At 61.5% G+C, this 24,933-nt stretch carries 25 protein-coding genes; 16 read left to right on the top strand and 9 right to left on the bottom strand.

What is annotated here, in order from left to right; genetic code table 11:
* Positions 1-96 precede the first annotated feature (96 nt).
* The 5 genes from FIV38_RS16505 to FIV38_RS16525 all read left to right on the top strand — a co-directional run bounded on the left by FIV38_RS16505 (position 97) and on the right by FIV38_RS16525 (position 3,734).
* A complete protein-coding gene (locus FIV38_RS16505; protein ID WP_092233928.1) occupies positions 97-645 on the top strand; it encodes a hypothetical protein in 549 nt (182 codons plus the stop codon).
* Between the two features lie 21 nt (positions 646-666).
* On the top strand, positions 667-1,944 hold the full coding sequence (locus tag FIV38_RS16510) for a flavohemoglobin expression-modulating QEGLA motif protein (RefSeq protein WP_029300170.1): 1,278 nt from the start codon (positions 667-669) through the stop codon (positions 1,942-1,944).
* Positions 1,945-2,077: 133 nt separating this feature from the next.
* Positions 2,078-2,992: an alpha/beta hydrolase gene (locus FIV38_RS16515; protein WP_092233931.1), complete on the top strand. Its 915-nt coding sequence runs from the start codon at positions 2,078-2,080 to the stop codon at positions 2,990-2,992.
* Positions 2,989-3,315, top strand: coding sequence for a PA3694 family proteiin (locus FIV38_RS16520; RefSeq protein ID WP_092233934.1), 327 nt, complete (start codon positions 2,989-2,991; stop codon positions 3,313-3,315). Before FIV38_RS16515 ends, FIV38_RS16520 begins: the two co-directional genes overlap by 4 nt.
* Before the next feature lie 98 nt (positions 3,316-3,413).
* On the top strand, positions 3,414-3,734 hold the full coding sequence (locus FIV38_RS16525) for a hypothetical protein (RefSeq protein WP_092233938.1): 321 nt from the start codon (positions 3,414-3,416) through the stop codon (positions 3,732-3,734).
* A 92-nt stretch (positions 3,735-3,826) separates the two neighbouring features.
* Here FIV38_RS16525 and lptF read toward each other — a convergent pair whose 3' ends face one another.
* The 3 genes from lptF to FIV38_RS16540 all read right to left on the bottom strand — a co-directional run bounded on the left by lptF (position 3,827) and on the right by FIV38_RS16540 (position 5,727).
* Positions 3,827-4,609, bottom strand: coding sequence for a lipotoxin F family OmpA-related lipoprotein LptF (gene lptF, locus FIV38_RS16530; protein WP_029300161.1), 783 nt, complete (start codon positions 4,607-4,609; stop codon positions 3,827-3,829).
* A 54-nt stretch (positions 4,610-4,663) separates the two neighbouring features.
* The gene (locus FIV38_RS16535; RefSeq protein WP_029300159.1) at positions 4,664-5,089 is read right to left on the bottom strand and encodes a DUF4398 domain-containing protein; all 426 of its coding nucleotides are present in this window, start codon (positions 5,087-5,089) and stop codon (positions 4,664-4,666) included.
* Positions 5,090-5,382: 293 nt separating this feature from the next.
* Positions 5,383-5,727, bottom strand: a complete 345-nt coding sequence (locus FIV38_RS16540) for a pilin assembly protein (RefSeq protein WP_070996167.1) — start codon at positions 5,725-5,727, stop codon at positions 5,383-5,385.
* Positions 5,728-5,928: 201 nt separating this feature from the next.
* Between FIV38_RS16540 and ppc the strand changes: the two genes are divergently transcribed.
* From ppc to FIV38_RS16580, 7 genes are all read left to right on the top strand, one after another.
* Entirely contained in the window at positions 5,929-8,574 is a 2,646-nt protein-coding gene (gene ppc, locus FIV38_RS16545) for a phosphoenolpyruvate carboxylase (RefSeq protein WP_092233941.1), read from the top strand.
* Positions 8,575-8,867: 293 nt separating this feature from the next.
* Complete coding sequence (adk, locus tag FIV38_RS16550; protein WP_029300155.1) at positions 8,868-9,515, top strand: adenylate kinase; 648 nt, start codon at positions 8,868-8,870, stop codon at positions 9,513-9,515.
* Between the two features lie 90 nt (positions 9,516-9,605).
* Positions 9,606-10,292 (top strand): tRNA (adenosine(37)-N6)-threonylcarbamoyltransferase complex dimerization subunit type 1 TsaB, encoded by a 687-nt coding sequence (gene tsaB, locus FIV38_RS16555; RefSeq protein ID WP_092233944.1) that lies wholly within the window; start codon positions 9,606-9,608, stop codon positions 10,290-10,292.
* A gap of 374 nt (positions 10,293-10,666) precedes the next feature.
* The gene (locus tag FIV38_RS16565; protein WP_029300152.1) at positions 10,667-10,987 is read left to right on the top strand and encodes a hypothetical protein; all 321 of its coding nucleotides are present in this window, start codon (positions 10,667-10,669) and stop codon (positions 10,985-10,987) included.
* On the top strand, positions 10,987-11,847 hold the full coding sequence (locus tag FIV38_RS16570) for a DUF72 domain-containing protein (RefSeq protein ID WP_092233953.1): 861 nt from the start codon (positions 10,987-10,989) through the stop codon (positions 11,845-11,847). Before FIV38_RS16565 ends, FIV38_RS16570 begins: the two co-directional genes overlap by 1 nt.
* 25 nt (positions 11,848-11,872) lie before the next feature.
* Positions 11,873-12,700, top strand: a complete 828-nt coding sequence (locus tag FIV38_RS16575) for an isocitrate lyase/PEP mutase family protein (RefSeq protein ID WP_092233957.1) — start codon at positions 11,873-11,875, stop codon at positions 12,698-12,700.
* Positions 12,701-12,703: 3 nt separating this feature from the next.
* Positions 12,704-13,402: an extensin-like domain-containing protein gene (locus tag FIV38_RS16580; RefSeq protein ID WP_092233960.1), complete on the top strand. Its 699-nt coding sequence runs from the start codon at positions 12,704-12,706 to the stop codon at positions 13,400-13,402.
* 3 nt (positions 13,403-13,405) lie between these two features.
* On the opposite strand, the gene FIV38_RS16585 is transcribed toward FIV38_RS16580, so the two are convergent.
* Entirely contained in the window at positions 13,406-14,026 is a 621-nt protein-coding gene (locus FIV38_RS16585; RefSeq protein WP_029300145.1) for a hypothetical protein, read from the bottom strand.
* A 95-nt stretch (positions 14,027-14,121) separates the two neighbouring features.
* On the opposite strand from FIV38_RS16585, the gene FIV38_RS16590 reads away from it, so the two are divergent.
* A complete protein-coding gene (locus FIV38_RS16590; RefSeq protein ID WP_092233963.1) occupies positions 14,122-14,904 on the top strand; it encodes a class I SAM-dependent methyltransferase in 783 nt (260 codons plus the stop codon).
* A 95-nt stretch (positions 14,905-14,999) separates the two neighbouring features.
* Here FIV38_RS16590 and FIV38_RS16595 read toward each other — a convergent pair whose 3' ends face one another.
* Complete coding sequence (locus tag FIV38_RS16595) at positions 15,000-15,635, bottom strand: TetR/AcrR family transcriptional regulator (protein ID WP_029300141.1); 636 nt, start codon at positions 15,633-15,635, stop codon at positions 15,000-15,002.
* A 92-nt stretch (positions 15,636-15,727) separates the two neighbouring features.
* On the opposite strand from FIV38_RS16595, the gene FIV38_RS16600 reads away from it, so the two are divergent.
* Entirely contained in the window at positions 15,728-16,831 is a 1,104-nt protein-coding gene (locus FIV38_RS16600; protein WP_092233966.1) for an efflux RND transporter periplasmic adaptor subunit, read from the top strand.
* Positions 16,832-16,837: 6 nt separating this feature from the next.
* Complete coding sequence (locus tag FIV38_RS16605) at positions 16,838-19,903, top strand: efflux RND transporter permease subunit (protein WP_092233969.1); 3,066 nt, start codon at positions 16,838-16,840, stop codon at positions 19,901-19,903.
* A 446-nt stretch (positions 19,904-20,349) separates the two neighbouring features.
* On the opposite strand, the gene FIV38_RS16610 is transcribed toward FIV38_RS16605, so the two are convergent.
* The 3 genes from FIV38_RS16610 to plsB are packed head-to-tail and all read right to left on the bottom strand — an operon-like array spanning position 20,350 to position 24,022.
* Positions 20,350-21,036 carry a DUF4197 domain-containing protein gene (locus FIV38_RS16610; protein WP_029300137.1) on the bottom strand — a complete coding sequence of 229 codons (687 nt, stop codon included), beginning with the start codon at positions 21,034-21,036 and terminating at the stop codon, positions 20,350-20,352.
* Positions 21,037-21,061: 25 nt separating this feature from the next.
* Positions 21,062-21,466 (bottom strand): YbaY family lipoprotein, encoded by a 405-nt coding sequence (locus FIV38_RS16615; RefSeq protein ID WP_092233972.1) that lies wholly within the window; start codon positions 21,464-21,466, stop codon positions 21,062-21,064.
* A 51-nt stretch (positions 21,467-21,517) separates the two neighbouring features.
* Positions 21,518-24,022, bottom strand: a complete 2,505-nt coding sequence (gene plsB / locus FIV38_RS16620) for a glycerol-3-phosphate 1-O-acyltransferase PlsB (RefSeq protein ID WP_092233975.1) — start codon at positions 24,020-24,022, stop codon at positions 21,518-21,520.
* Positions 24,023-24,201: 179 nt separating this feature from the next.
* Here plsB and FIV38_RS16625 point away from each other — a divergent pair, with 179 nt between their 5' ends.
* A complete protein-coding gene (locus FIV38_RS16625; RefSeq protein WP_003189131.1) occupies positions 24,202-24,411 on the top strand; it encodes a cold-shock protein in 210 nt (69 codons plus the stop codon).
* Between the two features lie 130 nt (positions 24,412-24,541).
* On the opposite strand, the gene FIV38_RS16630 is transcribed toward FIV38_RS16625, so the two are convergent.
* Positions 24,542-24,919 carry a hypothetical protein gene (locus FIV38_RS16630; protein WP_029300131.1) on the bottom strand — a complete coding sequence of 126 codons (378 nt, stop codon included), beginning with the start codon at positions 24,917-24,919 and terminating at the stop codon, positions 24,542-24,544.
* Positions 24,920-24,933 lie beyond the last annotated feature (14 nt).

A 24,933-nucleotide genomic window follows, 5' to 3' on the forward strand; every position in this document is an offset into this window, starting at 1 on the left:
AACGATGACGCGGGGAACCTGACTCCCCGCGTTGCCCTCAGGCTTTTCGCGAGCAAGCTCGCGCCTACAGAAGATCGCTCATTGCTGGAGTGTCCGATGAAAGCTTGGCGTGTACTGGTAGTCGCAATGTCGTTCCTGTTGCTCAGTGGTTGCTTGGTGACTTTCAAGGAGCCCTTGCCGGCCAGCGAGGCTGCGCCTGAGGCGCTGTTGGGCAAGTGGGCCAGCAAGAACGCTTGGGGCGAACCGCTCAACCTGCAGATCAGCCGCGCGGGCGAGCGTCGCTACAAGGCGGTGAGCACCTCGCAGACCAAGCCGGTCAAGCGCGACGAATATCTGTTCAGCGTGTCCCGCCACGGCAACCGCTGGTACCTGTCGGCGCCGCTGCCGGACAAGCTCGGCGGGCACTTTATCCTGGCCGGCTTCGAATTCAATGGTGCCCGCGAACTGCTGGTCTACAACCTCGATCCCGAGGCGATCAACCAGGCCATCGCGCAGAAAATCCTGACGGGCAGCAGCGTAGAGACGGTCGAGGGCGACGGGACATTGGTCGACAGCCCCATGAATCAGGTCCTGGCTTACCTGGATGATCCGGCCAACGCCGATGTGTTTGTCGAAGCCGTGCGCTATCAGCGCGTGGGCAAATAACGTTTAAAGAGGAAGCACCGGGTGGACGATTACCAGCAGACGATACGCACCTTGTCCGATCGCATTGTGCTGGCGCAAACACCGATTCGCGTCCTCGACGCTGTGAAGTGGGACGACAACATTCGCAAGGGCTTCCTCCAGGGCAAGGGCAAGCACATGCCGGCGGTGGACCGCGATTATTACTTGAACCGGCCACTGTCGTTCGATTCGAGCAAGGTGAAGCTGGAGTTCCAGAACATCGAGCGCGATATCACCCGCCAGTTGGGCCAGTTCAATCCGGTCGGGCAGATCATGCGGCGCATGTGCAAGGAATACCGCATGGTGGTGCGCATGCTCGAAGCCCGTGGTACCGAGGACTTCGGCCTGATTTCCCAGGAGCTGTACGGCGCCGCCTCCGATGCATTCCATGCCGGCGACCCGACCCTGGCCGACCTGGGCCTGATGCTTTCCGACTACCTGAACAACATCGACGGGCGTGGCGACCTCAAGGACGAAGCCAAGACCTTGACCGCCAAGGACGCCGTGAGCCTGCTGCAAAGCCGCCTGAACAAGGTGTTTGGCGAGGCCGAGGAAACCATCCGCGTATTTGAGTCCGACGGCATCGTGGCCGACGCAGCGGCGGGGGCCGACTACATCAAGATCCGCGCCGATGCGATGTTCAACGAGCGCGATGTGCGGGCCCTGGAAGTCCACGAGGGGCTGGTCCACGTGGGCACCACCCTCAATGGCCAGAACCAGCCGATCTGCACCTTCCTGTCCAAGGGGCCACCGTCGTCGACCGTGACCCAGGAAGGCCTGGCGATCCTGATGGAGATCATCACCTTCGCCTCCTACCCCAGCCGCCTGCGCAAGTTGACCAACCGCACCCGTGCGATCCATATGGTGGAGGAGGGCGCCGATTTCCTGCAGGTGTTCGAGTTCTTCCGCGAGCAGGGCTTTGAAATGGCCGAGAGCTACGGTAATGCCAGCCGGGTATTCCGCGGCTCGACCCCGACGGGCCTGCCGTTTACCAAGGATTTGTCCTATCTCAAGGGCTTTATCATGGTCTACAACTACATCCAGCTGGCCGTGCGCAAAGGCAAGTTGGAGCAGGTGCCGCTGTTGTTCTGCGGCAAGACCACCCTGGAAGACATGCGCACCTTGCGCCAGTTGGTGGACGAAGGCCTGGTGGTGCCGCCTAAATACCTGCCGGACCAGTTCCGCGACATGAACGCGTTGTCGGCGTGGATGTGCTTCTCAAACTTCCTCAACCACCTGAGCCTGGATCGGATCGAGGCGGATTACTCCAACATCCTCTGACCCACCCCATCAACTGTTGGAGCCGGCTTGCCGGCGATAGCGATCCGCCAGACAAGGCTGTATCACGGGTAGACTGCGATCGCCGGCAAGCCGGCTCCTACAGTGTCCTCACCCACTTACGAGGTTTCAACGGATGAGACTGCTCGCCATTCTATGCCTGCTTCTGACCCTCAATGGCTGCAGCTCGCTGTTGTTCTACCCCGAGCCCGGCCTGCCCTTTACCCCGCAACAGGCGCGCCTGGAATACCGTGACGTTACCCTGATCACCGCCGACGGCGTGCAACTGCGGGCCTGGTGGCTACCGGCCAAGCCCGGCGTGCCGCTCAAGGGCACGGTGCTGCACCTGCACGGCAACGGTGGCAACCTGTCCGGGCACCTGGGGGGCAGTTGGTGGTTGCCGGCCCAGGGCTATCAAGTGCTGATGCTGGACTACCGCGGCTATGGCGTATCGCAAGGCAAACCTTCGTTGCCGGCCATCTACCAGGACCTGGATGCCGCTTTCCAGTGGCTCGACCAGGCGCCCGAAGCCCAGGGCCAGCCGCTGGTCGTCCTGGGCCAGAGCCTGGGCGGGGCGTTGGCGGTGCATTACCTGGCGGCTCACCCTGCGCGCCAACCCCGGCTCAAGGCGCTGGTGCTGGACGGGGTGCCTGCCAGTTATCGTGATGTAGGGCAATTCGCCCTGAGTACTTCCTGGCTAACATGGCCGTTTCAGGTGCCGTTGTCATGGCTGGTGCCGGACGCCGACAGCGCGATCCACGGCATGCCACAGCTGACCGGCGTGCCAAAACTGCTGTTCCACAGTCTGGATGATCCGATCGTGCCGCTTTCCAACGGCATCCGTCTGTATCAAGCTGCGCCGCCGCCCAGGGTGCTGCAACTGACCCGGGGTGGGCATGTGCAGACCTTTGCCGACAAGACCTGGCAAACCGTGATGCTGCGCTACCTTGACGACCCGCAGCATTTCAATGGCCTGCGCCGCCTGGGGGAGATCCCCAATTACCCGGCGGCCGCCAATCCTCAAGTTGAACCATCAGAGAGCCCGCAATGAGCGAAGAACGCAACATGATCCCCCTGATCTTCACCGGCATCGGCACCATCATCGGCACCGTGGGTTGCCTGTGGTACTACGGTTACCTGCACTTCGCCAAGCCCGAGGATGCGTTGCTGCTCAGCGACTACACCATGCTCAAGACCGTGCCCGGCGAAGACTATAAAGTCTCCCTGACCCCGGCACCCCAGGTGGCGCAATGCGTTGATGGCGTGCTGGTGTTGTTCGACACCGAGCAAAAGGGGCTGACGGGTGTGCTGGTAAACAGCAAGAAGCAGGCAGTGCGCTGCATGGGCCAGGAAACCCCGCAGTTGGAGCAGTAAGCAAACCGGTAATTTTTGGAACCACATCCTGTATGAAGCCACTGATTGGGGGGGCAGCACTGCTGACAAGCAACCCTTAAATTATGTGGAGTATCGCGATGAGTATTGGTGGAATAGGCGGTTCAAGCGGCTTTGGTAACTTTGGCGGCGGCGGTCTTGGTGATGCCGGCAACATGGTCGGCAAGGACGTGGGCGGCGCTCAGCAGCAGGGCAAAACGGATCCTGAAGCCTTGAAAAAGCTCCTGGAGATGCTGTTGGCCAGTGCCGGTGGTGCAGGCGGCTCTCAGGGCGCTGGCGGCAGTGGCGCCGGCGGAGGGGATGAGCAAGACTCGCCACGCAATCAGATGAATGGCGAAAAACAGCAGGGTATGCAGAACATGATGCCGCAGGAGAACAACAATCCGGTCAACTTCGGCTAACCGCAAGCAACCGGTCGGCAGGTGTTTCTTTTGCAAAAAAAAGCCCTGCCTGGAACTCAGGCAGGGCTTTCAGACCGGTAGACGTCAGGCGGTTATTGCACCGAAGAACGTGGCTTGACCGGCTGGTTGTCGTTGGAGATGGTCACTTCAACGCGACGGTTCATGGCACGGCCCGAAACGCTGCCGTTATCGGCAATCGGGTATTCCTTGCCATAGCCTGCGGTTACGATGCGGCTTGGGTTAACGCCCATCTTGATCAGCGCAACCTGTACCGAAGTGGCACGGCGCTCAGACAGGGTCTGGTTGTAGGCCGCGCTGCCGGTGCTATCGGTGTAGCCTTCGACGATTACTTTGCGATCCGGGTTTTCCTGGAGGAATTGCGCCAGTTTGTTGATGTTCATCAGACCGCTGGATTTCAGGTCGGCCTTGTTGGTAGCGAACAGCACGTCACCGAAAGTCACCAGGGTACCGCGTTCGGTCTGCTTGGCATTCAAGCTGTTTTGCAGTTGCTTGATCTGCGCGTCACGGGCCTCGAGCAAGGCGCGGGCACGTTCGTCACCGGCATTTTTCAGCTTGGCTTCGGACTCGCGCAGGGCGATGGTGTCCTTGGCGACTTCAACGCGCTGGTTGGTCAGGTAGGCCAGTTGGTCGACCTTCTTCTCGTCTTCCTTGTCACGATAGGCCTTGTCGGCCTTGTCCAGCCATTCGCTGGCGTCCTTGGTTTCCAGGGCGGCGATTTTGGTCGCTTGCGGGTTGGCTTGCAGGGCCGAGAAATTGGTCCGTGCATTTTCCAGGTTGGCGTTAGGCGGTGTGGAGCAGGCCGCCAGTGCAACGCTCATCGCCAGCAGGGCAGGGATCATCAATTGTTTACGCATAATGGTGTCGTCCTTTCAATTCGATTTCGGGTGCGATGCAAACAAGGGCGCTGCTTACTTCTGCTGGATCACAGCAGGACGCATGCCTTCGTTACGCAGCTCCTGAACAGCCTTCTGGGAATCCTTGAGCGCCAGATCAGCTTTGGCAGCCTGGGCCTTACGCTCTGCAACGCGAGCGTCCCACTCAGCCTGTTCGGCCAGACGACGGGCTTCGTCGTACTTCTTATCATGCATGGCCAGCTCGGCTTGCTTGAGCTTGTCCTGGGCAGCTTTCATTTCCACGGCAGCGTATTCGGTACCGCCAGCGCTGACGGCGCTGTTCACGGCCGATTGGGTCACCGCGTACTGCTCGGTCGGCGGGTTGCCGGCGCAGCCCGCGAGGACGAAGCTGGTGCCGATTGCCAACGCGGCCAATTTAAGCCCGCGCAGGTGGTTAAACGAGGATTTGGCAGTGCTGGTCTTCATCGTCTTCAACTCCATTGGATAACTCCTGAAAAACATCAAATCCATCTACGGTGTTCAGCGTCTGCGTTTTGGCGGTGAAGCTCAGTTTGCCTTTTCAAACGCCTGTTCCAAGTGATGGCTTACTGGCTGTGACCCGAGGCTTTTTTGAATAGTTCAGCCAAAGATGGCGATTTGCCCGAAAAAACATCTGAACAAATCTGACTGAAGGGTCAGCGTTTAAAAATCGGAACTTTTGCCATGCGCAGAGGTATGCCGGGCCTATAAAAGGCCCGGTAGCCGGGGGGATGGTGTTTTTCAGCGGATGTTTATCAGTGTTTCTGATCGTCAGGCATGCCCGACATATCCTGCAGGTAGCGTCGTGAAAGCGACAGGAAGCGCGGGGTTGGGCCCACGTCCTCATACAAAGGATCGCCCTCTTCATCGGTGGCAATCACATGCTGGCCCCGGATATAGGGAAAGCTGGCTTCCAGCTCTTCGAGGGCGGCGCCGATCAGCTCACCGAGCAATTCCTCGGTGCTGCGCTTGGGGTACATCTCGCGGATGGCCGCCAGCCGTGCGGCGGCCTCTACATCCAGGTGGATGGCATATTCGGTCTTGGTCAGGCGACCCTTGGCGGTTTCTTCCCATTGCTGGGCCAGTTCTCGGATTTTCATGGCAACCTCAGTTATGCCCAGGGTAGCGGGCGGTGATGAGTGACCGGTCGCGGCGTGGATAACGCCACGACGTACCCTTGAGACTAGCTGCAACCCACAAAGTTGTAAGCGCGTCGCTGCCGAACATCGCTTGTAAGACCGCGCCTTGATCGGCACTCTTGCAGATCAAAGCGTCCCGGATTCCTGGCTGGAGATTGGCTGATGAGCGATATCGATGCACGTTTGCGTGAAGATGTTCACCTGCTGGGTGAGCTGCTGGGCAACACGATTCGAGAGCAGTACGGTGATGAGTTCCTCGACAAGATCGAGCAGATTCGCAAAGGCGCCAAGGCCGATCGCCGGGGTGGCGCCACGGAGGCGGCGGCCGGCGAAGAGCTCAGTGCCAGCCTCAACCAGTTGCAAGAAGACGAGTTGCTGCCGGTGGCGCGTGCGTTCAACCAGTTCCTCAACCTGGCCAATATCGCCGAGCAGTATCAACTGATTCACCGGCGCGATGAATCACAGCCGGCCCCGTTCGAATCGCGGGTACTGCCCGAGTTGCTGGCGCGCTTGCAGCGTGAAGGCCATAGCAGCGAATCCCTGGCCCGGCAGTTGGCGCGCCTGGAAATCGAGTTGGTGCTCACCGCCCACCCGACCGAGGTTGCGCGCCGCACGCTGATCCAGAAATACGACGCTATCGCCGCACAATTGGCCTTGCAGGATCACCGTGACCTGACCAGCGCTGAGCGCGAGCAGATTCGCCAACGTTTGCAACGGCTGATCGCCGAAGCCTGGCACACCGAAGAAATTCGCCGCACCCGGCCCACTCCGGTGGACGAGGCCAAGTGGGGATTCGCGGTGATCGAGCATTCGCTGTGGCATGCCATCCCCAACTACCTGCGCAAAGCCGATCAAGCCTTGTACGCCGCCACCGGCCTGCGCCTGCCCTTGGAGGCGGCACCGATCCGCTTTGCCTCGTGGATGGGCGGTGACCGCGACGGCAACCCCAACGTGACGGCACCCGTGACCCGCGAAGTGCTACTGCTGGCGCGCTGGATGGCTGCGGACCTGTACTTGCGCGATATCGATCACCTGGCATCCGAACTGTCGATGCAGCAGGCCAGCCCTGAGTTGCAGGCCAAGGTCGGTGACAGCGTCGAGCCTTACCGGGCCTTGCTCAAGCAACTGCGCGAACGCCTGCGCGCCACACGCAATTGGGCGCATGCAGCGTTGACCAGCAGCACCCCGGCGCCGGCCGATGTATTGCAAAACAACCGCGACCTGCTGGAGCCGCTGGAGTTGTGCTACCAGTCCCTGCACGCCTGCGGCATGGGGGTGATTGCCGACGGCCCGCTGCTTGATTGCCTGCGCCGTGCGGTAACGTTTGGCCTGTTCCTAGTACGCCTGGACGTGCGCCAGGACTCCAGCCGGCATTCGGCGGCGATGACCGAGATCACCGACTACCTGGGCCTGGGCCGCTATGAAGACTGGGACGAAGACGCGCGCATCACCTTCCTGATGAAGGAGCTGGCCAACCGTCGCCCGTTGTTGCCAGGCTACTTCAAGCCTTCGGCCGACACCGCCGAAGTGCTCAATACCTGTAAGGAAATTGCCGCTGCGCCGGCGGCGTCCCTCGGTTCCTACGTCATCTCCATGGCGGGCGCGGCATCCGATGTGTTGGCGGTGCAGTTGCTGCTCAAGGAGTCCGGGGTGCAGCGGCCGATGCGCGTGGTGCCGTTGTTCGAGACCCTGGCCGACCTGGACAACGCCGGCCCGGTGATCGAACGCCTGTTGCTGTTGCCCGGCTACCGCGCGCGGTTGCAAGGCCCGCAGGAAGTGATGATCGGCTATTCGGACTCGGCCAAGGACGCTGGCACCACCGCTGCCGCCTGGGCCCAGTACCGGGCCCAGGAGCGCCTGGTGGATATCTGCCGCGAGCAGCAGGTGGAACTGTTGTTGTTCCATGGGCGCGGTGGCACCGTTGGCCGTGGCGGCGGCCCGGCCCACGCGGCGATTCTGTCGCAGCCGCCGGGTTCGGTCGCCGGGCGTTTTCGCACCACCGAGCAAGGCGAGATGATTCGCTTCAAGTTCGGCTTGCCGGATATCGCCGAGCAGAACCTCAATCTGTACCTGGCCGCGGTGCTGGAGGCGACCTTGTTGCCACCGCCGCCACCGGAGCCGGCCTGGCGGCATTTGATGGATGAGTTGGCGGCCGATGGCGTCAGCGCCTATCGCGCCGTGGTGCGGGAAAATCCGCAGTTCGTCGAGTACTTCCGCCAGTCCACGCCCGAACAGGAGCTGGGCCGCTTGCCCCTGGGCAGTCGCCCGGCCAAGCGCCGTGCGGGAGGCATCGAAAGCCTGCGGGCGATCCCGTGGATTTTCGGCTGGACCCAGACCCGCCTGATGCTGCCGGCCTGGCTGGGTTGGGAAGCGGCCTTGAGCAAGGCCCTAGAGCGTGGCGAAGGCGAGTTGCTGGGGCAGATGCGCGAACAGTGGCCGTTTTTCCGCACCCGTATCGACATGCTGGAAATGGTCCTGGCCAAGGCCGACGCCGATATCGCCCGCCTGTATGACGAGCGTCTGGTGCAGCCTGACCTGCTGCCACTGGGGGCGCATTTACGCGACCTATTGTCGCAGGCGTGCGCGGTGGTGCTTGGCCTGACCGGGCAATCGCAGTTGCTGGCGCACAGTCCCGACACCCTGGAGTTCATCCGCCTGCGCAACACCTACCTCGACCCGTTGCACCTGTTGCAGGCCGAACTGCTGGCCCGGTCCCGCCAGCAGGAAGCGACACAGGACAGCCCTCTGGAACAGGCGCTGCTGGTGTCCGTGGCCGGTATTGCCGCCGGGCTGCGTAATACCGGCTGACATTTCTGACGTGTTCTCAAGGGCTTGCATACAAAACCGCCGGTTGACCCGAAAGGGCTCTGCCGGCGGTTTTGTGTCGGGGTTGCACCAAGGGATACCGCGACCAAAAGGCTTGTGTGGTGCGGGTTCTTCCGACTTTTGGCGGCTTGTGTGGTTAGGGCTCGCTGTGTATCTTGATCAGCCTTTGGCCGTTTGGGCGGCCTGGATTCGTATTTTTACGAGCATATTCTACGAGATTGGCCCCACGCGGCGAATCCGAGCGTCATCTCTATAAAAAATTGAGGAGCACATCGATGCGCGTCATTCTGCTGGGAGCTCCCGGGGCCGGTAAAGGTACTCAGGCAAAGTTCATCACTGAAAAGTTCGGCATTCCACAAATCTCCACTGGCGACATGCTGCGCGCTGCCGTCAAGGCCGGCACCGAGCTGGGCCTGATCGCCAAGAGCGTGATGGACAGCGGTGGCCTGGTCTCCGATGACCTGATCATCAACCTGGTCAAGGAACGCATCAGCCAGGAAGACTGCAAGAACGGTTTCCTGTTCGACGGTTTCCCACGCACCATTCCCCAGGCCGAAGCCCTGGTGAAGGCGGGCGTTGAACTGGACGCCGTGGTCGAAATCGCCGTTGAAGATGAAGAGATCGTCCAGCGTATTGCCGGTCGCCGCGTTCACGAAGCGTCGGGCCGCGTCTACCACATCGTCTACAACCCGCCAAAAGTGGCTGGCAAGGATGATGTAACCGGTGACGACCTGGTACAGCGCAAAGACGATACCGAAGAAACCGTGCGTCATCGCCTGTCGGTCTACCACTCCCAGACCAAGCCGCTGGTGGAGTTCTACCAGAAGCTGTCGGCTGCCCAGGGCAAGCCGAAATACAGCCACATCCCAGGCGTTGGTTCGGTTGAAGCCATCACCGCCAAGGTGCTGCAAGCGCTGAACTGATCTGACGATCGGCTTGATGTTCAACGGCCCGCTTGCGGGCCGTTGTTGTTTATACTGGCGCACTTTTTTTCGATTTGGACACCCACACCGATGAGCACCCTGCTGGCCCTGGACACCGCGACTGAAGCTTGCTCCGTTGCCCTGCTGCATGACGGCAAGGTCACGAGCCACTATGAGGTGATCCCCCGCTTGCACGCGCAAAAGCTGCTGCCGATGATCAAGCAGTTATTGCTCGATGCCGGCACCACCTTGTCGGCGGTGGACGCCATCGCTTTTGGCCGTGGCCCGGGTGCGTTCACCGGTGTGCGTATCGCCATTGGTGTGGTGCAGGGCCTGGCGTTCGCCCTGGAGCGGCCGGTGTTGCCGGTGTCCAACCTGGCAGTGCTGGCACAGCGTGCCCTGCGTGAGCATGGCGCGTCGCAGGTCGCGGCAGCCATTGATGCGCGGATGGATGAAGTCTATTGGGGCTGCTACCGCGAAACCGGTGGTGAGATGCGCCTGGTCGGTGTCGAAGCCGTGCAGCCGCCCGAGGCCGCTGCCTTGCCGGCGGATGCCAGCGGTGACTGGTTTGGCGCCGGTACGGGGTGGGGGTATGGCGAGCGTATCGCCGTGCCCACGGTCGGCCAGGATGCCACGATGCTGCCCCATGCCGAAGACCTGCTGACCCTGGCGCGTTTTGCCTGGGAGCGCGGCGAGGCAGTCCCCGCCGATCAAGCCGCGCCGGTTTACCTGCGCGATAAAGTGGCGCAGACCAAGGCCGAACGCCAACAATCCTGACCCCATGTAGGAGCGAGCTTGCTCGCGAAGGTCGCTAACGATAACGCTGTGAACCTGACTCCCCGCATTGCCCTGAGGTTTTTCGCGAGCAAGCTCGCTCCTACAGTGGGCGGGGTTGGACGCCTGCCGGTATTTTGTAGGAGCGAGCTTGCTCGCGAAGGTCGTTAACGATAACCCGGGGAACCTGACTCCCCGCGTTGCCCTGAGGTTTTTCGCGAGCAAGCTCGCTCCTACAGGGGAGTGCATCGCCAATCGTCAGAATTTGCCCCGGGGTTTAAACCTTTACCCGTTTATGTGTTCTAGTTATCACCAGAGCATTTGCGCGCCAAGGAAAGTGCCGCTAAATTGCCATCATTGATCACGGATCTGCATGCATGCGTATAGACGGTTTCTCCTCCCAGTCCTACCCCCTCAAGCGCAAGCCTCGCAAGGCGAACGTGAAGGTAGACGAGTCCGTCGAAGAATCCCCCGATTTTATTGAAGTCCAGCCCGAAACATCCCAGGGTGCGGCGGTTTCGGCCCGCTCCCAAGGTGCCAGTGGCGCGCGGATCGGCGGCGTTCCGGCCCGCCAGCAAGACATGATCTTCCCGCGATCCATGAGCAAGAACGTCGCCACGGCCCTGGCCAGCTACCTGACCACTGCCGGCTTTGTCGAATGGGATATGGAAGTGCTGGGTCTCGATATCCACATCTGATGCTGTTGCCTTATTTTCTCGGTTGCCCGTCCTGGAGCGAAAACGCCTGGCGCGAGTACCTGTATCCGCAAGACGCCCGCGCCACGGATTTTCTTGGTCTGTATTGCCAGGTGTTCAACGCCTGCGAGGGCAACACCACGTTCTACGCGCGGCCCTCAGTCGCTACAGTGCAACGTTGGGCCGAGATCATGCCCGCGCACTTTCGCTTTACCGCCAAATTCCCCGGGGATATCAGCCACAGCGCTGACCTGCGCGAACAGTTGCCCGCCGCCGAAAGCTTCCTCGGCTTGATGAGCCCGCTGGGCGAACGGGTTTCGCCACTGTGGTTGCAACTGCCCGCCAGCTTCACCCCGCAGCGCCTGGGTGAACTGGCAGGCTTTATCGACGGCCTGGAGCGCCCGTTGGCGGTCGAAGTGCGGCACCGTGAGTTCTTCGCCAAGGGCGACGCCGAGCGCAGCCTCAACCGCCTGCTGCGTGACCGTGGTGTCGAGCGCATCTGCCTCGACCCGCGGGCTCTGTTCAGTTGCACGTCAACCTCGGCGGCGGTGCTCCACGCCCAATCGAAAAAGCCCAAGGTCCCACCCCGGCCCGCGGCGTTGACCCAGTTTCCCCAGGTGCGTTTTATCGGCCACCCGGAGCTGGAAGCCAACGACTCATTCCTGGTGCCGTGGGTGGAAAAAGTCGCTGTCTGGATCGAAGAAGGGCGCACGCCCTACGTGTTCCTGCACACGTCGGACAACCGCCTGGCGGCCCAACTGGCCATGCGCTTTCATCAACAATTGATGGCGCGCTTGCCGGGGTTGCCTGCATTGGCGCAGTTGCATCGGGAACCCGCGGTGGAGCAACTGGGGTTACTCTAGGGTTCTTTTGTGCCTGGAGTCAGTCATGGATGCCCAAACCCTTCGCGCCGAATCCTTTAAAGCTCTGCACGAGCGTGATCGTGCATTCGTCATGCCCAATCCGTGGGACGCCGGCTCCGCCAAGATGCTCGCCAGCCTTGGCTTTGAAGCCTTGGCCACCACCAGCGCGGGGTTTGCCTTCAGTCTTGGGCGCCCTGATGCCGAAGGTGCGCTGTCGCTGGAGGATACCCTGGGTAACGCTGGGATGATCGTCCAGGCCACCGCGCTGCCGGTGGCGGCGGACCTGGAAAACGGCTTCAGCGATACGCCTCAAGGTTGTGCCCAGAGCCTATTGCGCGCTGCCGCTACCGGCATCGTCGGCGGTTCTATCGAAGACGCTACCGGGATTGCGGTCGACCCGATCTACCCCTTTGATCTGTCTGTTGAACGCATCGAGGCTGCCGTCGCTGCGGCACGCAGCTTGCCATTCCCCTTCATGCTGACGGCCCGTGCGGAAAACCTCCTACATGGTCGCCTGGATCTGCCCGACACTATTCGCCGTTTGCAGGCCTACGCCGAAGCGGGCGCCGACGTGTTGTATGCGCCGGGCCTGCGCAGTGCTGAGGAAGTACTGGCGGTGGTGCAGGCTGTGGCGCCAAAGCCGGTGAATGTGTTGATGTCAGGTGGCCTCAAGCTCTCGGTGGCGCAACTGAGCGAGATGGGCGTCAGGCGCATTAGCGTCGGCTCGGCCATGGCCCTGGCGGCCTATGGGGAGTTCTTCAGGGCCGCGCGGGAGGTTCAGGAACTGGGAACCTTCACTTTTACCGAGCGCTCGATGCCGTTCAGCCAGGCCAATCAGTTGTTCAAGGGTTGAGTCGTGGCTTTTTTCAAAGTGTTGGGGGTGTTGCTGCTACTCGCCGGCGGCCTACTCGTGGGCATCTGGCGCGGCTGGGTGCCGGTGCCGGCCGAGTGGAACCCCTGGGCGCCGCTGGACGTGCAGGCGGCTCCCAACGTGCTGACGCGGTTCAAGCTCGGGCGTTTGCAGGGCGATCCCGCGCTGTGCGACCTGGTGCTGAAAACCTCCGGGCTGCGGGTCAGCCATCAAGCGGACAGCCCGGTGGATGCGGCGTGCCCACTGCGCAACGTCCTGCGGGTACAGGGTGCGGAGGTGGGGTTGAGTAGCAGTTTTCTCGCCAGTTGCCCGTTGGCGGTGGCGTTTGCCCTGTTCGAGCGCCACAGCTTGCAGCCGGCCGCCCAGGCAGTGTTTGGCCAGGCGGTGACGCGGGTCGATCACTTGGGCAGTTTTGCCTGTCGCAATATGTATGGGCGTGAGCAAGGGCAACTCAGCCAGCATGCTTCGGCCAATGCCCTGGACATCGCCGGGTTCCGCCTGGCGGACGGGCGCAGTATCAATGTATTGAAGGATTGGCCAGGGGAGGGGGCCAGCGCGCGCTTTCTGCGCCAGGTGCGCGACAGTGCATGCAACGATTTCAACGTGGTCTTGAGCCCGGACTACAACGCCGCCCATCGCAACCATTTCCATCTGGATATGGGCCGTTGGTGGGTGTGCCGCTAAAGGTCAGGCCGCCAGGCGCAGGTTGTTGAGGATCAGTGGGCGCGCCCAGCCGCAATCGAAGTCCAGGGCCTTTTGCTGCTGCACCCGTTCTTCTTCGGGGTAAGGTTCGGCTGCCGGTGGCAGCAGGTCCAGTTCGAATTCGGCGATCGGCAGGAACAACGGCTTGGGTTGCGGCGCCGGGCCTGGCTCGGGCAGTGGCTGGCCGGCGGTCAGGACGATCGGCCGTACCCAGCCACTTTCGAAATTCTGCTGGCGCTGCTGGGCGACGATTTCATCCTCTGGGAACGGCACCGCCGCCGGGGGCAGCAGCTCCAGTTCGAACTCGGCAATCGGCAGGAACAGCGGCTCAGGCGGGGCGATCTCGGTGTCCTGTACATCGCAGTGACGCTGGGTAACGATTTGCGTCAGCAGGTCGCTGCCGGCGCTGGGTTCGACTGAGGCATCCACCGGCACCGGATCTGCGGCCACCTGCGCACCTGGCTCCTGGCCAAGTTGCTCGGCCAACGCCCGGGCGAAGAAGTCCTGCCACACATGACTGACGCCGGCCAGCGCTTGGGTATTGCGCAGGCCGAAGTGGTTGTGGGTCGGCAGTACACCGGTGAATAGGGAATGAATGTCTGACATTTCTCTCGGTCGACGCTCAGGGTCTGGCAAAATGCCTGATCCTTTTTTATCGGCCGCTTTCTGCCGATCCTTAATATTTTTGAGCGTAGTAAACGATGAGCGAACAACCCGCGGCCAGCCGCATTCGGGTCGAGGCCTTGGCCGACGGTTTCCAGGCCCGCGCCCAGCAGTGGGCCGAGCAGCTTGGCCTGCCTTTGCAGTTGGCAGACGCCGATTTTGCCCTGCAAGTGGGTGAGCATGGCCTGCAACTGCAACAGCTGGGGCCTGATGCGCCTGGCCCGGTGCGGGTGGACTTTGTCGAGGGCGGCGCGGCCCATCGCCGGCTCTACGGCGGTGGCAGCGGGCAGATGATTGCCAAGGCGGTTGGCGTGTCCCAGGGTGTGCGGCCCCGGGTGCTGGATGCCACGGCCGGCCTGGGCAAGGACGCGTTCGTATTGGCCAGCCTGGGCTGTGAGATGAGCCTGATCGAGCGGCAACCGTTGATTGGTGCCTTGCTCGAAGATGGCCTGGCGCGCGGTGCTGATGATTTTGAAGTAGCGCCGATTGTCGCGCGAATGACCTTGCTCAAGGGCAACTCCATTGACGTGATGCGCAATTGGGAAGGTGAGCCGCCGCAGGTCATCTACCTGGACCCGATGTTTCCCCATCGTGAGAAAACCGCCCTGGTGAAGAAAGAAATGCGCCTGTTTCGCCCGCTGGTGGGCGACGATCCGGATGCCCCGGCGTTGCTGGCGGCGGCCTTGGCCCTGGCCAGCCACCGGGTGGTGGTCAAGCGCCCGCGCAAGGCACCGTGCATTGATGGGCCCAAGCCGAGCCACGCGCTGGACGGCAAATCCAGCCGGTACGATATTTACCCTAAAAAAGCGCTCAAGGCCTGAGGGCCTCATCGCCGGCAAGCCGGCTCCTACAATAAACGCAATCACCTTGTAGGAGCCGGCTTGCCGGCGATGGCGTCAGATCGATCAACGACTGTTCAAGGTCGATACGCCCGCATAAACAACCCCACCACTTCCTGCACATGCTCCTCGGCGGCCGCTTCGCTCAAGCGTTCACCGCAGCCATACAGCAAGCAGAAATTCGCCGTGCCCTTGAGCAGGCAAAAGAAGTGCTCGGCGGCGGTAAACGGCTTGTCGATGCTCAATGCACCACTCTGGTTGATCTTGCCCAGCAAGCGCTCCATCCCCTGCAGCATCCGCATGGGGCCGGCTTCGAAGAAGATCTGTGACAGCTTCGGATCCTGATTGCCCGACGTCATCATCAACCGGTGCAGGTTCACCGACTCCTCGCTGTTGATCAGCAGATGAAAACCACGGGCGATGTTCAGCAACACCTTCTCCACCGGTACGCCGTCGGGCAATTCGAAATACATCACCGGCAACTGGGCTTCGCACTTGGCTTCGACGGCGGCGGTGAACAGCGTTTCTTTGTCGGTGAAGTGGCTGTAGACCGTCAGTTTCGACACGCCAGCCTCAAGGGCTACTGCATCCATGCTGGTACTTGCGTAACCGTTGCTCAAAAACAGGACTTTTGCCGCGTCGAGGATTGCCTGGCGTTTTGCCATGTCCTTGGGACGCCCGGGGCTATTGGTGTTTACAGGATTGTCGGACATTTTCACTTTAATACTGGACTGGTGAGTTTGGTATTAATAACATACCGGCCAGTATAATTATTCCAAGCACCATTTGCGAAAGGTCCTTCAGCATGCGCAGCATTTTCCTGCCCCTCGCGTTGCCTGTCAGCCTGGCTTTCTTGTTGGCTGGCTGTGGCCATGAAGAAGCGGCCCAAACCACCGTCCGTCCGGCCATGGTGGTGCAGCCACAGCCTTCGGCGCTGGCGATGGACAGCTATCCTGGCGAGGTTCGCGCCCGTTATGAGCCTGACCTGGCCTTTCGCATTGGGGGCAAAGTCAGCCGACGGCTGGTGGAGGAGGGCGAGCGCGTCAAGGCCAACCAGCCGCTGGCAGAGCTCGACCCCCAGGATGTGCGCCTGCAACTGCAGGCCACCCGCGCCCAGGTTACGGCGGCTGAAGCCAATCTGAGCCTGGTGCGGGCCGAGCGGGATCGCTACAAGACCCTGATGGACCGTCAGATGGTCAGCCGCTCCCAGTACGACAATTCCGAAAACCTCTACCGCTCAGGTCTCGCACGCCTGCAACAGATCAAGGCCGAATTCGACGTGGCCAACAACCAGGCCGGCTATGCCGTGCTGCGCGCGCCCCAGGACGGCGTGGTGGCCAAGCGTGCGGTGGAAGTCGGGCAAGTGGTAGCTGCCGGGCAGACCGTGTTCACCTTGGCCACCGATGGCGAGCGTGAAGTGTTGATCAGCTTCCCGGAGCAAAGCTTCGGCCGCTTCAAGGTTGGCCAGCCGGTCTCCGTGGAATTGTGGAGCCAGCCCGACCAGCGTTTTGACGGGCGCATTCGCGAGCTGTCACCGGCGGCGGACCCCAAGTCGCGCACCTTCGCCGCCCGCGTGGCCTTCAACGCCGGCAAAGTACCAGCCGAGCTGGGGCAGAGTGCACGGGTATTTATTCAGGCTGACGGCGTGATCCCGCTGTCGGTCCCGCTATCTGCCCTCAGCGCAGAGAACGGCGCGTCCTACGTCTGGTTGGTCAAGCCGGATAACACCCTCAAGCGCACAGCGGTGCGGATTGGTGCCTTTGGCGAAAAAAGCGTCCCGGTGCTCGAAGGCCTGAACCCTTCCGACTGGGTGATTGCCGCCGGTGTCCATGTGCTCCATGAGGGCCAGCAAGTACGCCCGGTGGATCGCTCCAACCGGGTGGTGAATCTGGCGGCCAACAAGGAGTAGTCCCCGATGGGTTTCAATCTTTCCGAATGGGCGTTGCGTAATCGCCAGATCGTGCTGTTCCTGATGTTGTTGCTGGCGGTTGTCGGTACGTTGTCCTACACCAAGCTAGGGCAAAGCGAAGACCCGCCGTTCACCTTCAAAGCCATGGTGATCAAGACCAACTGGCCAGGCGCCACGGCCCAGGAAGTCTCGCGTCAGGTCACCGAGCGTATTGAAAAGAAACTGATGGAGACCGGCGAGTACGAGCGCATTGTCTCGTTCTCCCGCCCCGGCGAATCCCAGGTCACGTTTATCGCCCGGGACTCGATGCACTCGGCGCAGATTCCCGACCTCTGGTACCAGGTACGCAAGAAGATCAGCGATATCCGCCAGACCCTGCCACCGGATATCCAGGGCCCGTTCTTCAACGATGAATTCGGCACCACCTTTGGCAATATCTACGCCCTGACCGGCGAGGGTTTTGACTACGCGGTGCTCAAGGACTACGCCGACCGCATCCAGATCCAGCTGCAACGGGTACCGGATGTGGGCAAGGTCGAGCTGCTGGGATTGCAGGACGAGAAGATCTGGATCGAGTTGTCCAACCTCAAGCTCGCCACCCTCGGCCTGCCCCTGGCGGCAGTGCAGCAGGCGCTGCAGGAGCAGAACGCGGTGTCTACCGCCGGCTTCTTTGAAACCCCGAGCGAGCGTGTGCAACTGCGGGTGTCGGGTAACTTCAAGACGGTGGAAGAGATCCGCAATTTCCCGATCCGCGTGGGCGACCGCACCTTCCGCATCGGCGATGTGGCCGAGATTCACCGTGGCTTCAATGATCCGCCCGCGCCGCGTATGCGTTATATGGGGGACGACGCCATCGGCCTGGCCGTGGCCATGCGCGATGGTGGTGACATCCTGGTACTGGGCAAGGCTCTGGAAGGTGAATTCGCACGCCTGCAGAAGAACCTTCCGGCCGGCATGGAACTGCGCAAGGTGTCGGATCAGCCTGCGGCAGTGAAGACCAGCGTGGGCGAATTCGTGCAGGTGCTGGCCGAAGCGTTGGCGATTGTGTTGCTGGTGAGTTTTTTCTCCCTTGGCGTGCGCACCGGCATGGTGGTGGCACTGGCGATTCCGCTGGTGTTGGCGATGACCTTTGCCTGCATGTATTACCTGGGGATCGGCCTGCACAAGATTTCCTTGGGCGCCTTGGTCCTGGCCCTGGGCTTGTTGGTGGACGACGCGATCATCGCCGTGGAAATGATGGCGATCAAAATGGAGCAGGGCTACGACCGCCTCAAAGCCGCCAGTTTCGCCTGGACCAGTACGGCGTTTCCGATGCTGACCGGTACGTTGATCACTGCGGCCGGCTTCCTGCCGATAGCCACCGCGCAATCGAGCACCGGCGAGTACACCCGGTCCATCTTCCAGGTAGTGACCATTGCGCTGCTGGCCTCGTGGGTGGCTGCCGTGGTGTTTGTGCCCTATCTGGGGGAGAAACTCCTGCCGGATCTGGCGAAGATTCATGCCGCCAAGCACGGCACCGATGGCCCGGATCCCTACGGCACGCCGTTCTATCAGCGTGTACGACGCTGGGTGGAATGGTGCGTGCGCCGCCGCAAAACCGTGATCGTGCTGACGGTGCTGCTGTTTATCGGCTCGGTGGCACTGTTCCGCTTTGTCCCGCAACAGTTCTTCCCGGCGTCCGGGCGCCTGGAGCTGATGGTCGACCTGAAACTGGCGGAAGGTGCTTCCCTGAGCAACACCGCCGATCAGGTCAAGCGCCTCGAAGGTTTGCTCAAGGAACACGCAGGGATCGACAATTACGTGGCCTATGTCGGCACCGGGTCACCGCGCTTCTACCTGCCGTTGGACCAGCAACTGCCGGCGGCCAGCTTTGCCCAGTTCGTGGTGTTGGCCAAGACCATCGAGGAGCGCGAAAGCCTGCGCACCTGGTTGATCGAGACCCTCAACGAGCAGTTCCCCGACCTGCGCTCGCGGGTCACGCGCCTGGAGAACGGCCCACCGGTTGGTTATCCGGTGCAGTTTCGCGTGACCGGCGAGCACATCGAAGAAGTGCGGGCCCTGGCGCGCAAGGTCGCGGCCAAGGTGCGTGAGAATACCCACGTGGTCAACGTGCACCTGGATTGGGAAGAGCCGAGCAAGATCGTCTACCTCAATGTCGACCAGGATCGCGCCCGCGCCTTGGGCGTGAGCACTGCCAACCTGTCGAAATTCCTCCAGAGTTCCCTGACCGGTTCCAGCGTCAGCCAATACCGGGAGGACAACGAGTTGATCGAGATCCTCCTGCGCGGCACCGTGCACGAGCGCACCGAGCTGTCGCTGTTGCCGAGCCTGGCAGTACCGACCGACAACGGTACCAGCGTGGCGCTGTCGCAGATCGCCACCCTGGAATATGGCTTCGAGGAGGGCATTATCTGGCACCGCAATCGCCTGCCGACGGTGACGGTGCGCGCGGATATCTACGGCAAGGAGCAACCCGCGACCCTGGTCCAGCAGATCTTGCCGACCCTGGCCGAGGTGCGCTCCGAACTGCCGGACGGTTATCTGTTGGACGTAGGCGGCACCGTCGAGGATTCCGCCCGTGGGCAGAATTCGGTGAAGGCCGGTGTGCCGCTGTTCATTGTGGTCGTGCTGACCTTGCTGATGCTGCAACTGCGCAGCTTTTCGCGCACGGCCATGGTGTTCCTGACTGCGCCGCTGGGGCTGATCGGTGTGACGCTGTTCCTGCTGGTATTCCGCCAGCCGTTCGGTTTTGTGGCGATGCTGGGGACTATCGCGCTGTCCGGGATGATCATGCGCAACTCGGTGATCCTGGTGGATCAGATCGAACAGGACATCAAGGCCGGCCTGGATCCGTGGCAGGCAATTATCGAGGCCACCGTGCGGCGTTTCCGGCCGATTGTGTTGACGGCGCTGGCGGCGGTGCTGGCGATGATCCCGTTGTCGCGTAGCGTGTTCTTCGGGCCGATGGCGGTGGCGATCATGGGTGGGCTGATTGTGGCGACGGCGTTGACCCTGCTGTTTTTGCCGGCACTGTATGCGGCGTGGTTCCGGGTCAAGCCGAAGTCGGCTTAAGTCAGGGTCAATCGGCTACAAGGTGCGGGAACTGTTTCTGGCGCACCTGCCACTCAGGGCAAACCTGGGATGCAGGTGCCTTCTCCGTGCAACGGTTGTTTGCCGGAAAGGCTTCATTGAGCCATGAGGACTGATCTATGTTTATGCCGATCCGGATGTATCTGGGACCTTTGTCGATGCTTGGACTCAAATCGCTGATGTCCGGGGCCAATGGCCAACCCGCGTCGAAACCGCCATGCCCGGCCAAGCCTGAGCCATGCCATGCCAAACCCGACCCATGCCACGCCAAGCCTTGCGGTAACACCATGAAGTTCGAAGGGAAAATAACCTACGGTCACTGAAGGGAAGGGGCCTGAGTTTCAGGCCTGTCCAGAGGCGGCCCAGTAACAAAAACGCCCCGATTATTCGGGGCGTTTTTTGTTGTACAGCGGGGTGAACGAGGTGCCCTAGAGGGCGCCGAAGACTTTCTTCGCCAGGCTGGTCGCGGCGGCTGCCGGGTTCTGGCGAATGCTTTCTTCCTGCTGGGCAATCATCTTGAACAAACCGTCCAGCGCTTGTTCCGTCACATAGTTTTCGACGCTGTCGGCCTTGCCACCGAGCAAGCCCATCGGGGCCTTCTTGGCGAGCGCGTTGTACTGCTGGGCGACACCGACCTTGTCCGTGGATTGCTTGACGATCGGCAGGAACTTGGCGCGGATCTGCTCGCGGCTGCTTTTGTCCAGATACTGGGTTGCCGAATCCTGGCCGCCGCTGAGAATGCCCTTGGCATCGGTCACGCTCATGTTTTTCACGGCATTCACCAGAATCGGCTGGGCCTGGGTCACGGCGGATTCGGCAGCTTTGTTCATGCTGTCTTCAAGTTGGGTGATTTGATCGCCCATGCCGAGCATTTTCAGGGCGCCGGCGGCTTTTTCCAGCTTGCCTGGCAAGCCGATCTTGACCTCGGGGTTGTTGCTGAAACCACCGGGAGTCCCCAGTTGTTTGACGGCAATCTGCGCGCCTTGGGTCAGTGCGTCCTTGAGGCCACCCGTGGCGTCGCCCTGGGACAGGTCACCAAGGGACAGGGCCATGGCGTTGGCACCGAGCAGCAGGCCGGCGCACAGGGCGCTGAGGCGAAGAGAGTTACGGAGCATGGGCGCTTCCTTTTAATCGACTGGATCAGTGGGCAACGGCGTCAACGCGCAGGCGAAGCGGCTGGGGATCCTGGCCGTTCAACTGCACCGAATGGCGTTCGGTGGTGATAAACATTAGCTTGCCATCCAGCTCGATGCGAGCGCTGACCGAATAGCTGTGGCCAGGCTTGACCTGTGCCGGGTCGTAGCTCAGGTGGAAGGGCAGCGGTGCCTGCTTGCCATCGACCGGGCCTTTTTGCTCGGCCAGGGTGACGGCGGGCGCATCGGCCAGGGACACGTCCTGCAGGCTGACGCTCAAGGTAGCGGTAGGCGGCAGGGCGATGCGTTGCAGGTAGAACACTTCGCCATCAAGGCTGGCCTTAGGGGCAGGATTCATCGAGTGGCAGGCTCCCAGCAGGGCGGTCAGGCCCAGGAGAATAATCTTTTTCATGGTGCAGCTCCTTGTCAACGGCGCCAGAAACACCCTGGCGCCTTGGTAAATCTAGCGGGTTTCGTCCGATTCGGTGTCTGGGGCTGGCGCTTCGTCGTTGCGGTGCAACGCCACCTGGCGGATCGACAGGCGAATCTCCGCGGGCAATACCCGTTTGGCTGCGCCTTCGGCCAACTCGCCGAGCAGGTCGTGGTAACTCAACTTGCCGGCTTCATCGCGGCGCAGCACATCTTGCTCGAGCAACGTCTGAATAAAATGTCGGAAAAGGCTTTTGTCGAAGAACTCTGGGGCATTCAGGCCATGCAGGATCGACAGGCGCTGGGCCATGACCGTGCACAAGTCTTCCAGTTCTTCGGCGCTGATACTGTTCTGGCCGCTATTGAGCAGCAGGGAAATGGCCATATAGAAGCGTTGCAGGGTCTGGGCAATGCTCTTGGACAACAGGGTCAGCAGCACAAAATTGCGCGAGCTGGGCGCCGGGCGCAGGTAGATGTTGTTTTCAAAGCGCAGCAGGCCTTGTTCCACCAGGGCTTCAAGCCACTGGTCGACCACCGCGTCCAGCTCGTCCAGGGACCAGCGGATAAACAACTCCGATTGCAGGTACGGATAGAGCGCGCGGGTGTAGCGCAGGATCTGTTCGCGGCTCATGCGCGAGCTGCTCTGGAAGAAACTGGCGAGCAGCGCCGGCAGGGCGAAGATATGCAGCACGTTGTTGCGGTAATAGGTCATCAGGACGGCGTTTTGCTCGTCCAGATACAGGATCTTGCCCAGGGCATCGCTCTGTTCCGACAGCAGGTTCATGTCCTTGACGTGCTTGATCAGCGCCTGGCCGTCGCCCTCGGGCAGCGTGGTATGGGGCGAGTAGGGCACCCGGCGCAGCAGCGCCAGGTACAGGTCCAGCACCCGTGCCATGGCCTGGTCGTCCAGGGCCAGGCGGCTGGTTGAAAGCAGCGCCAGCGCCACCAGGTTCACCGGGTTGATCGCAGCGGCCTCGTTGAGGTGCTGGGCCACACGCTCGCCGAGGCGGTTGGTGGTTTCATTGAGCCAGGCCGGTTTGTAGTTCGGCCCCAGGTCCTGGGCGCGCCAGTCCGGTTGCTCCTGGTCGAGGAACTCAGCCAGCTTGATCGGCTCGCCGAAGTTGACCGCCACCTGGCCAAAACGCTGTTTCAAGGCGCCAATGACCTTGAAGATATCGAAGATCGACTCTTTCTTTTTCGTCGCGCCGCGCAGTTCGCCCAGGTAGGTGCGGCCTTCCAGCACCCGTTCGTAGCCGATATACACCGGCACAAACACGATGGGCATGCGCGAAGAGCGCAGGAAACTGCGCAGGGTGATCGCCAGCATCCCGGTCTTGGGTTGCAGCATGCGCCCGGTGCGCGAGCGGCCGCCCTCGACGAAGTACTCCACCGGGAAACCCTTGGTGAACAGGGTGTGCAGGTATTCGTTGAACACCGAGGTGTACAGCGGGTTGCCCTTGAACGTGCGGCGCATGAAAAACGCCCCGCCACGGCGTAGCAGGCTGCCGATCACCGGCATATTGAGGTTGATCCCGGCGGCGATGTGCGGCGGGGTCAGGCCATTCTTGAAGAGCAGGTACGACAGCAGCAGGTAGTCGATATGGCTGCGGTGGCAGGGCACGTAGATCACTTCGTAGCCCTGGGCGACCTTTTGCACACCTTCGATATTGTTGACCTTGATCCCGTCGTAGATCTTGTTCCAGAACCAGCTCAGCACCACTTCCAGGAAGCGGATGGCGGTGTAGGTGTAGTCCGAGGCGATCTCATTGCCATAGCGCAGGGCCTGGGCCTTGGCTTTTTCGGCCGTGATGTTCTCGCGCTCGGCTTCGTCGAGGATCGCCTGGCGTACCAGCGGCATGTTCACCAGGCCCTTGACCAGGTTGCGCCGGTGGGACAGGTCGGGGCCGATCACCGCCGTCTTCAGGTTGCGAAAGTGTACCCGCAGGATCCTTTGGGCCATGCGCACCGTACGTTCGTGACCTTTATTGTGCTCGATCAATTCACGCAGGTTGATTGGCGCAGAGAATTGCACACGGGTCTTGCGCCCCAGGATCAGGATGCTCAGCAGCCGGCGCAGGCGCCCGGTGACGGCCCAGCTGTCGGCGAACAGCAGTTTCCAGGGGCTCGACTCGCTGGCCGGTGACTGGCCCCAGAACACGCTGACCGGGATGATCTGGGCGTTTTCTTCGGCGTGCTCGGTCAGGGTATTGACCAGGCGCGTCAAGGTCGGCGGCGCGCCGCGCTTGTCCTGGCGGCCGAGCCAGTCCGGGTCGGGCGTGAGGTAGAAAAACGCCGCCGGCTCCATCAACGGGCCGACCGACACCGGCAGCACCGGGCGCGGCAAGCCAGCCTTGGTGCACTCGGCATCCACCACGGCCAGTTCGGTCAGGGAGGGCGATTGCAGGACGTAGAACACCGGCCGGCTGCGGTCCAGGTTAAGGGTGAGGGACGACTGGTTGATCGTCTCCGAGCGAACCCAGAGGTACAACAGTCGGCGCAAGGTGCCAAATACCAGACGGCGGAACGGGGAGCGGGTCATAGGTGTGCTGCTTTGAGTGGAAAAAACCGAGCAGGCGCTCGGGCGGGTAGTGTGCCGTATTCGCCGAAAATCGGCAAAAAAGCGGCGAAGTAAAGTTGAGTTGATCGTTTTTGAGCCTGTCTTATACTCGGCAGTTCAATGCGACTGACTCAACAATAAAAACCAGTGGGAGCAAATAGATGACAACGCGCGAAACCGGCAATGTGAAGTGGTTCAACGACGCCAAGGGCTATGGCTTTATCCAGCGGGAAGACGGCAAGGATGTGTTTGTGCACTACCGCGCCATCCGCGGTGAAGGCCACCGCTCCCTGGCCGAGGGCCAGCAGGTGGAATACGCCGTGGTGACCGGCGAGAAGGGCTTGCAGGCGGAGGATGTGGTGGGCCTGTAACGCGGGTTGTTGCATGGGGGAGCTGGCTTGTGTGGGAGCTGGCTTGCCTGCGATAGCATCACCCTGGTCTGGCTGATGGACCGAGGTGCCTGTATCGCAGGCAAGCCAGCTCCCACACTGACCGGCTGGATCAGGCGGTTTTCCAGGTGATCTGTTCTTCACCGTCTGTGCTGATCCGAATCCAGGTGTCGGCGCTTTCTTCACCTTCCTCTTCAACCCACGTCCCCGGCGCGCAGCGCACTTCAACGTTCAGCGCGGCAAAGGCGGCGCGGGCGCAGGCGATGTCGTCTTCCCACGGGGTCTGGTCGCTTTCCAGGTACAGGCTGTTCCATTTGCCCACGGCCTTGGGCAGCCAGGTCACGGGTACGTTGCCGGCCTTGCACTTGTAGGTCTGGCCCTTTTGTACCCAGTCGGTACACGGCCCCAGGGCGGCGCCGAGCCAGGCAGCGATAGCCTTGTGGTCGACGTCGGCGTCCTTGAGGTAAATCTCGATATCGGGTTGGCGCATGGATGTTCCTCGTT

Source organism: Pseudomonas proteolytica, assembly GCF_007858275.1.
GTDB classification, from domain to species: Bacteria; Pseudomonadota; Gammaproteobacteria; order Pseudomonadales; family Pseudomonadaceae; genus Aquipseudomonas; species Aquipseudomonas proteolytica.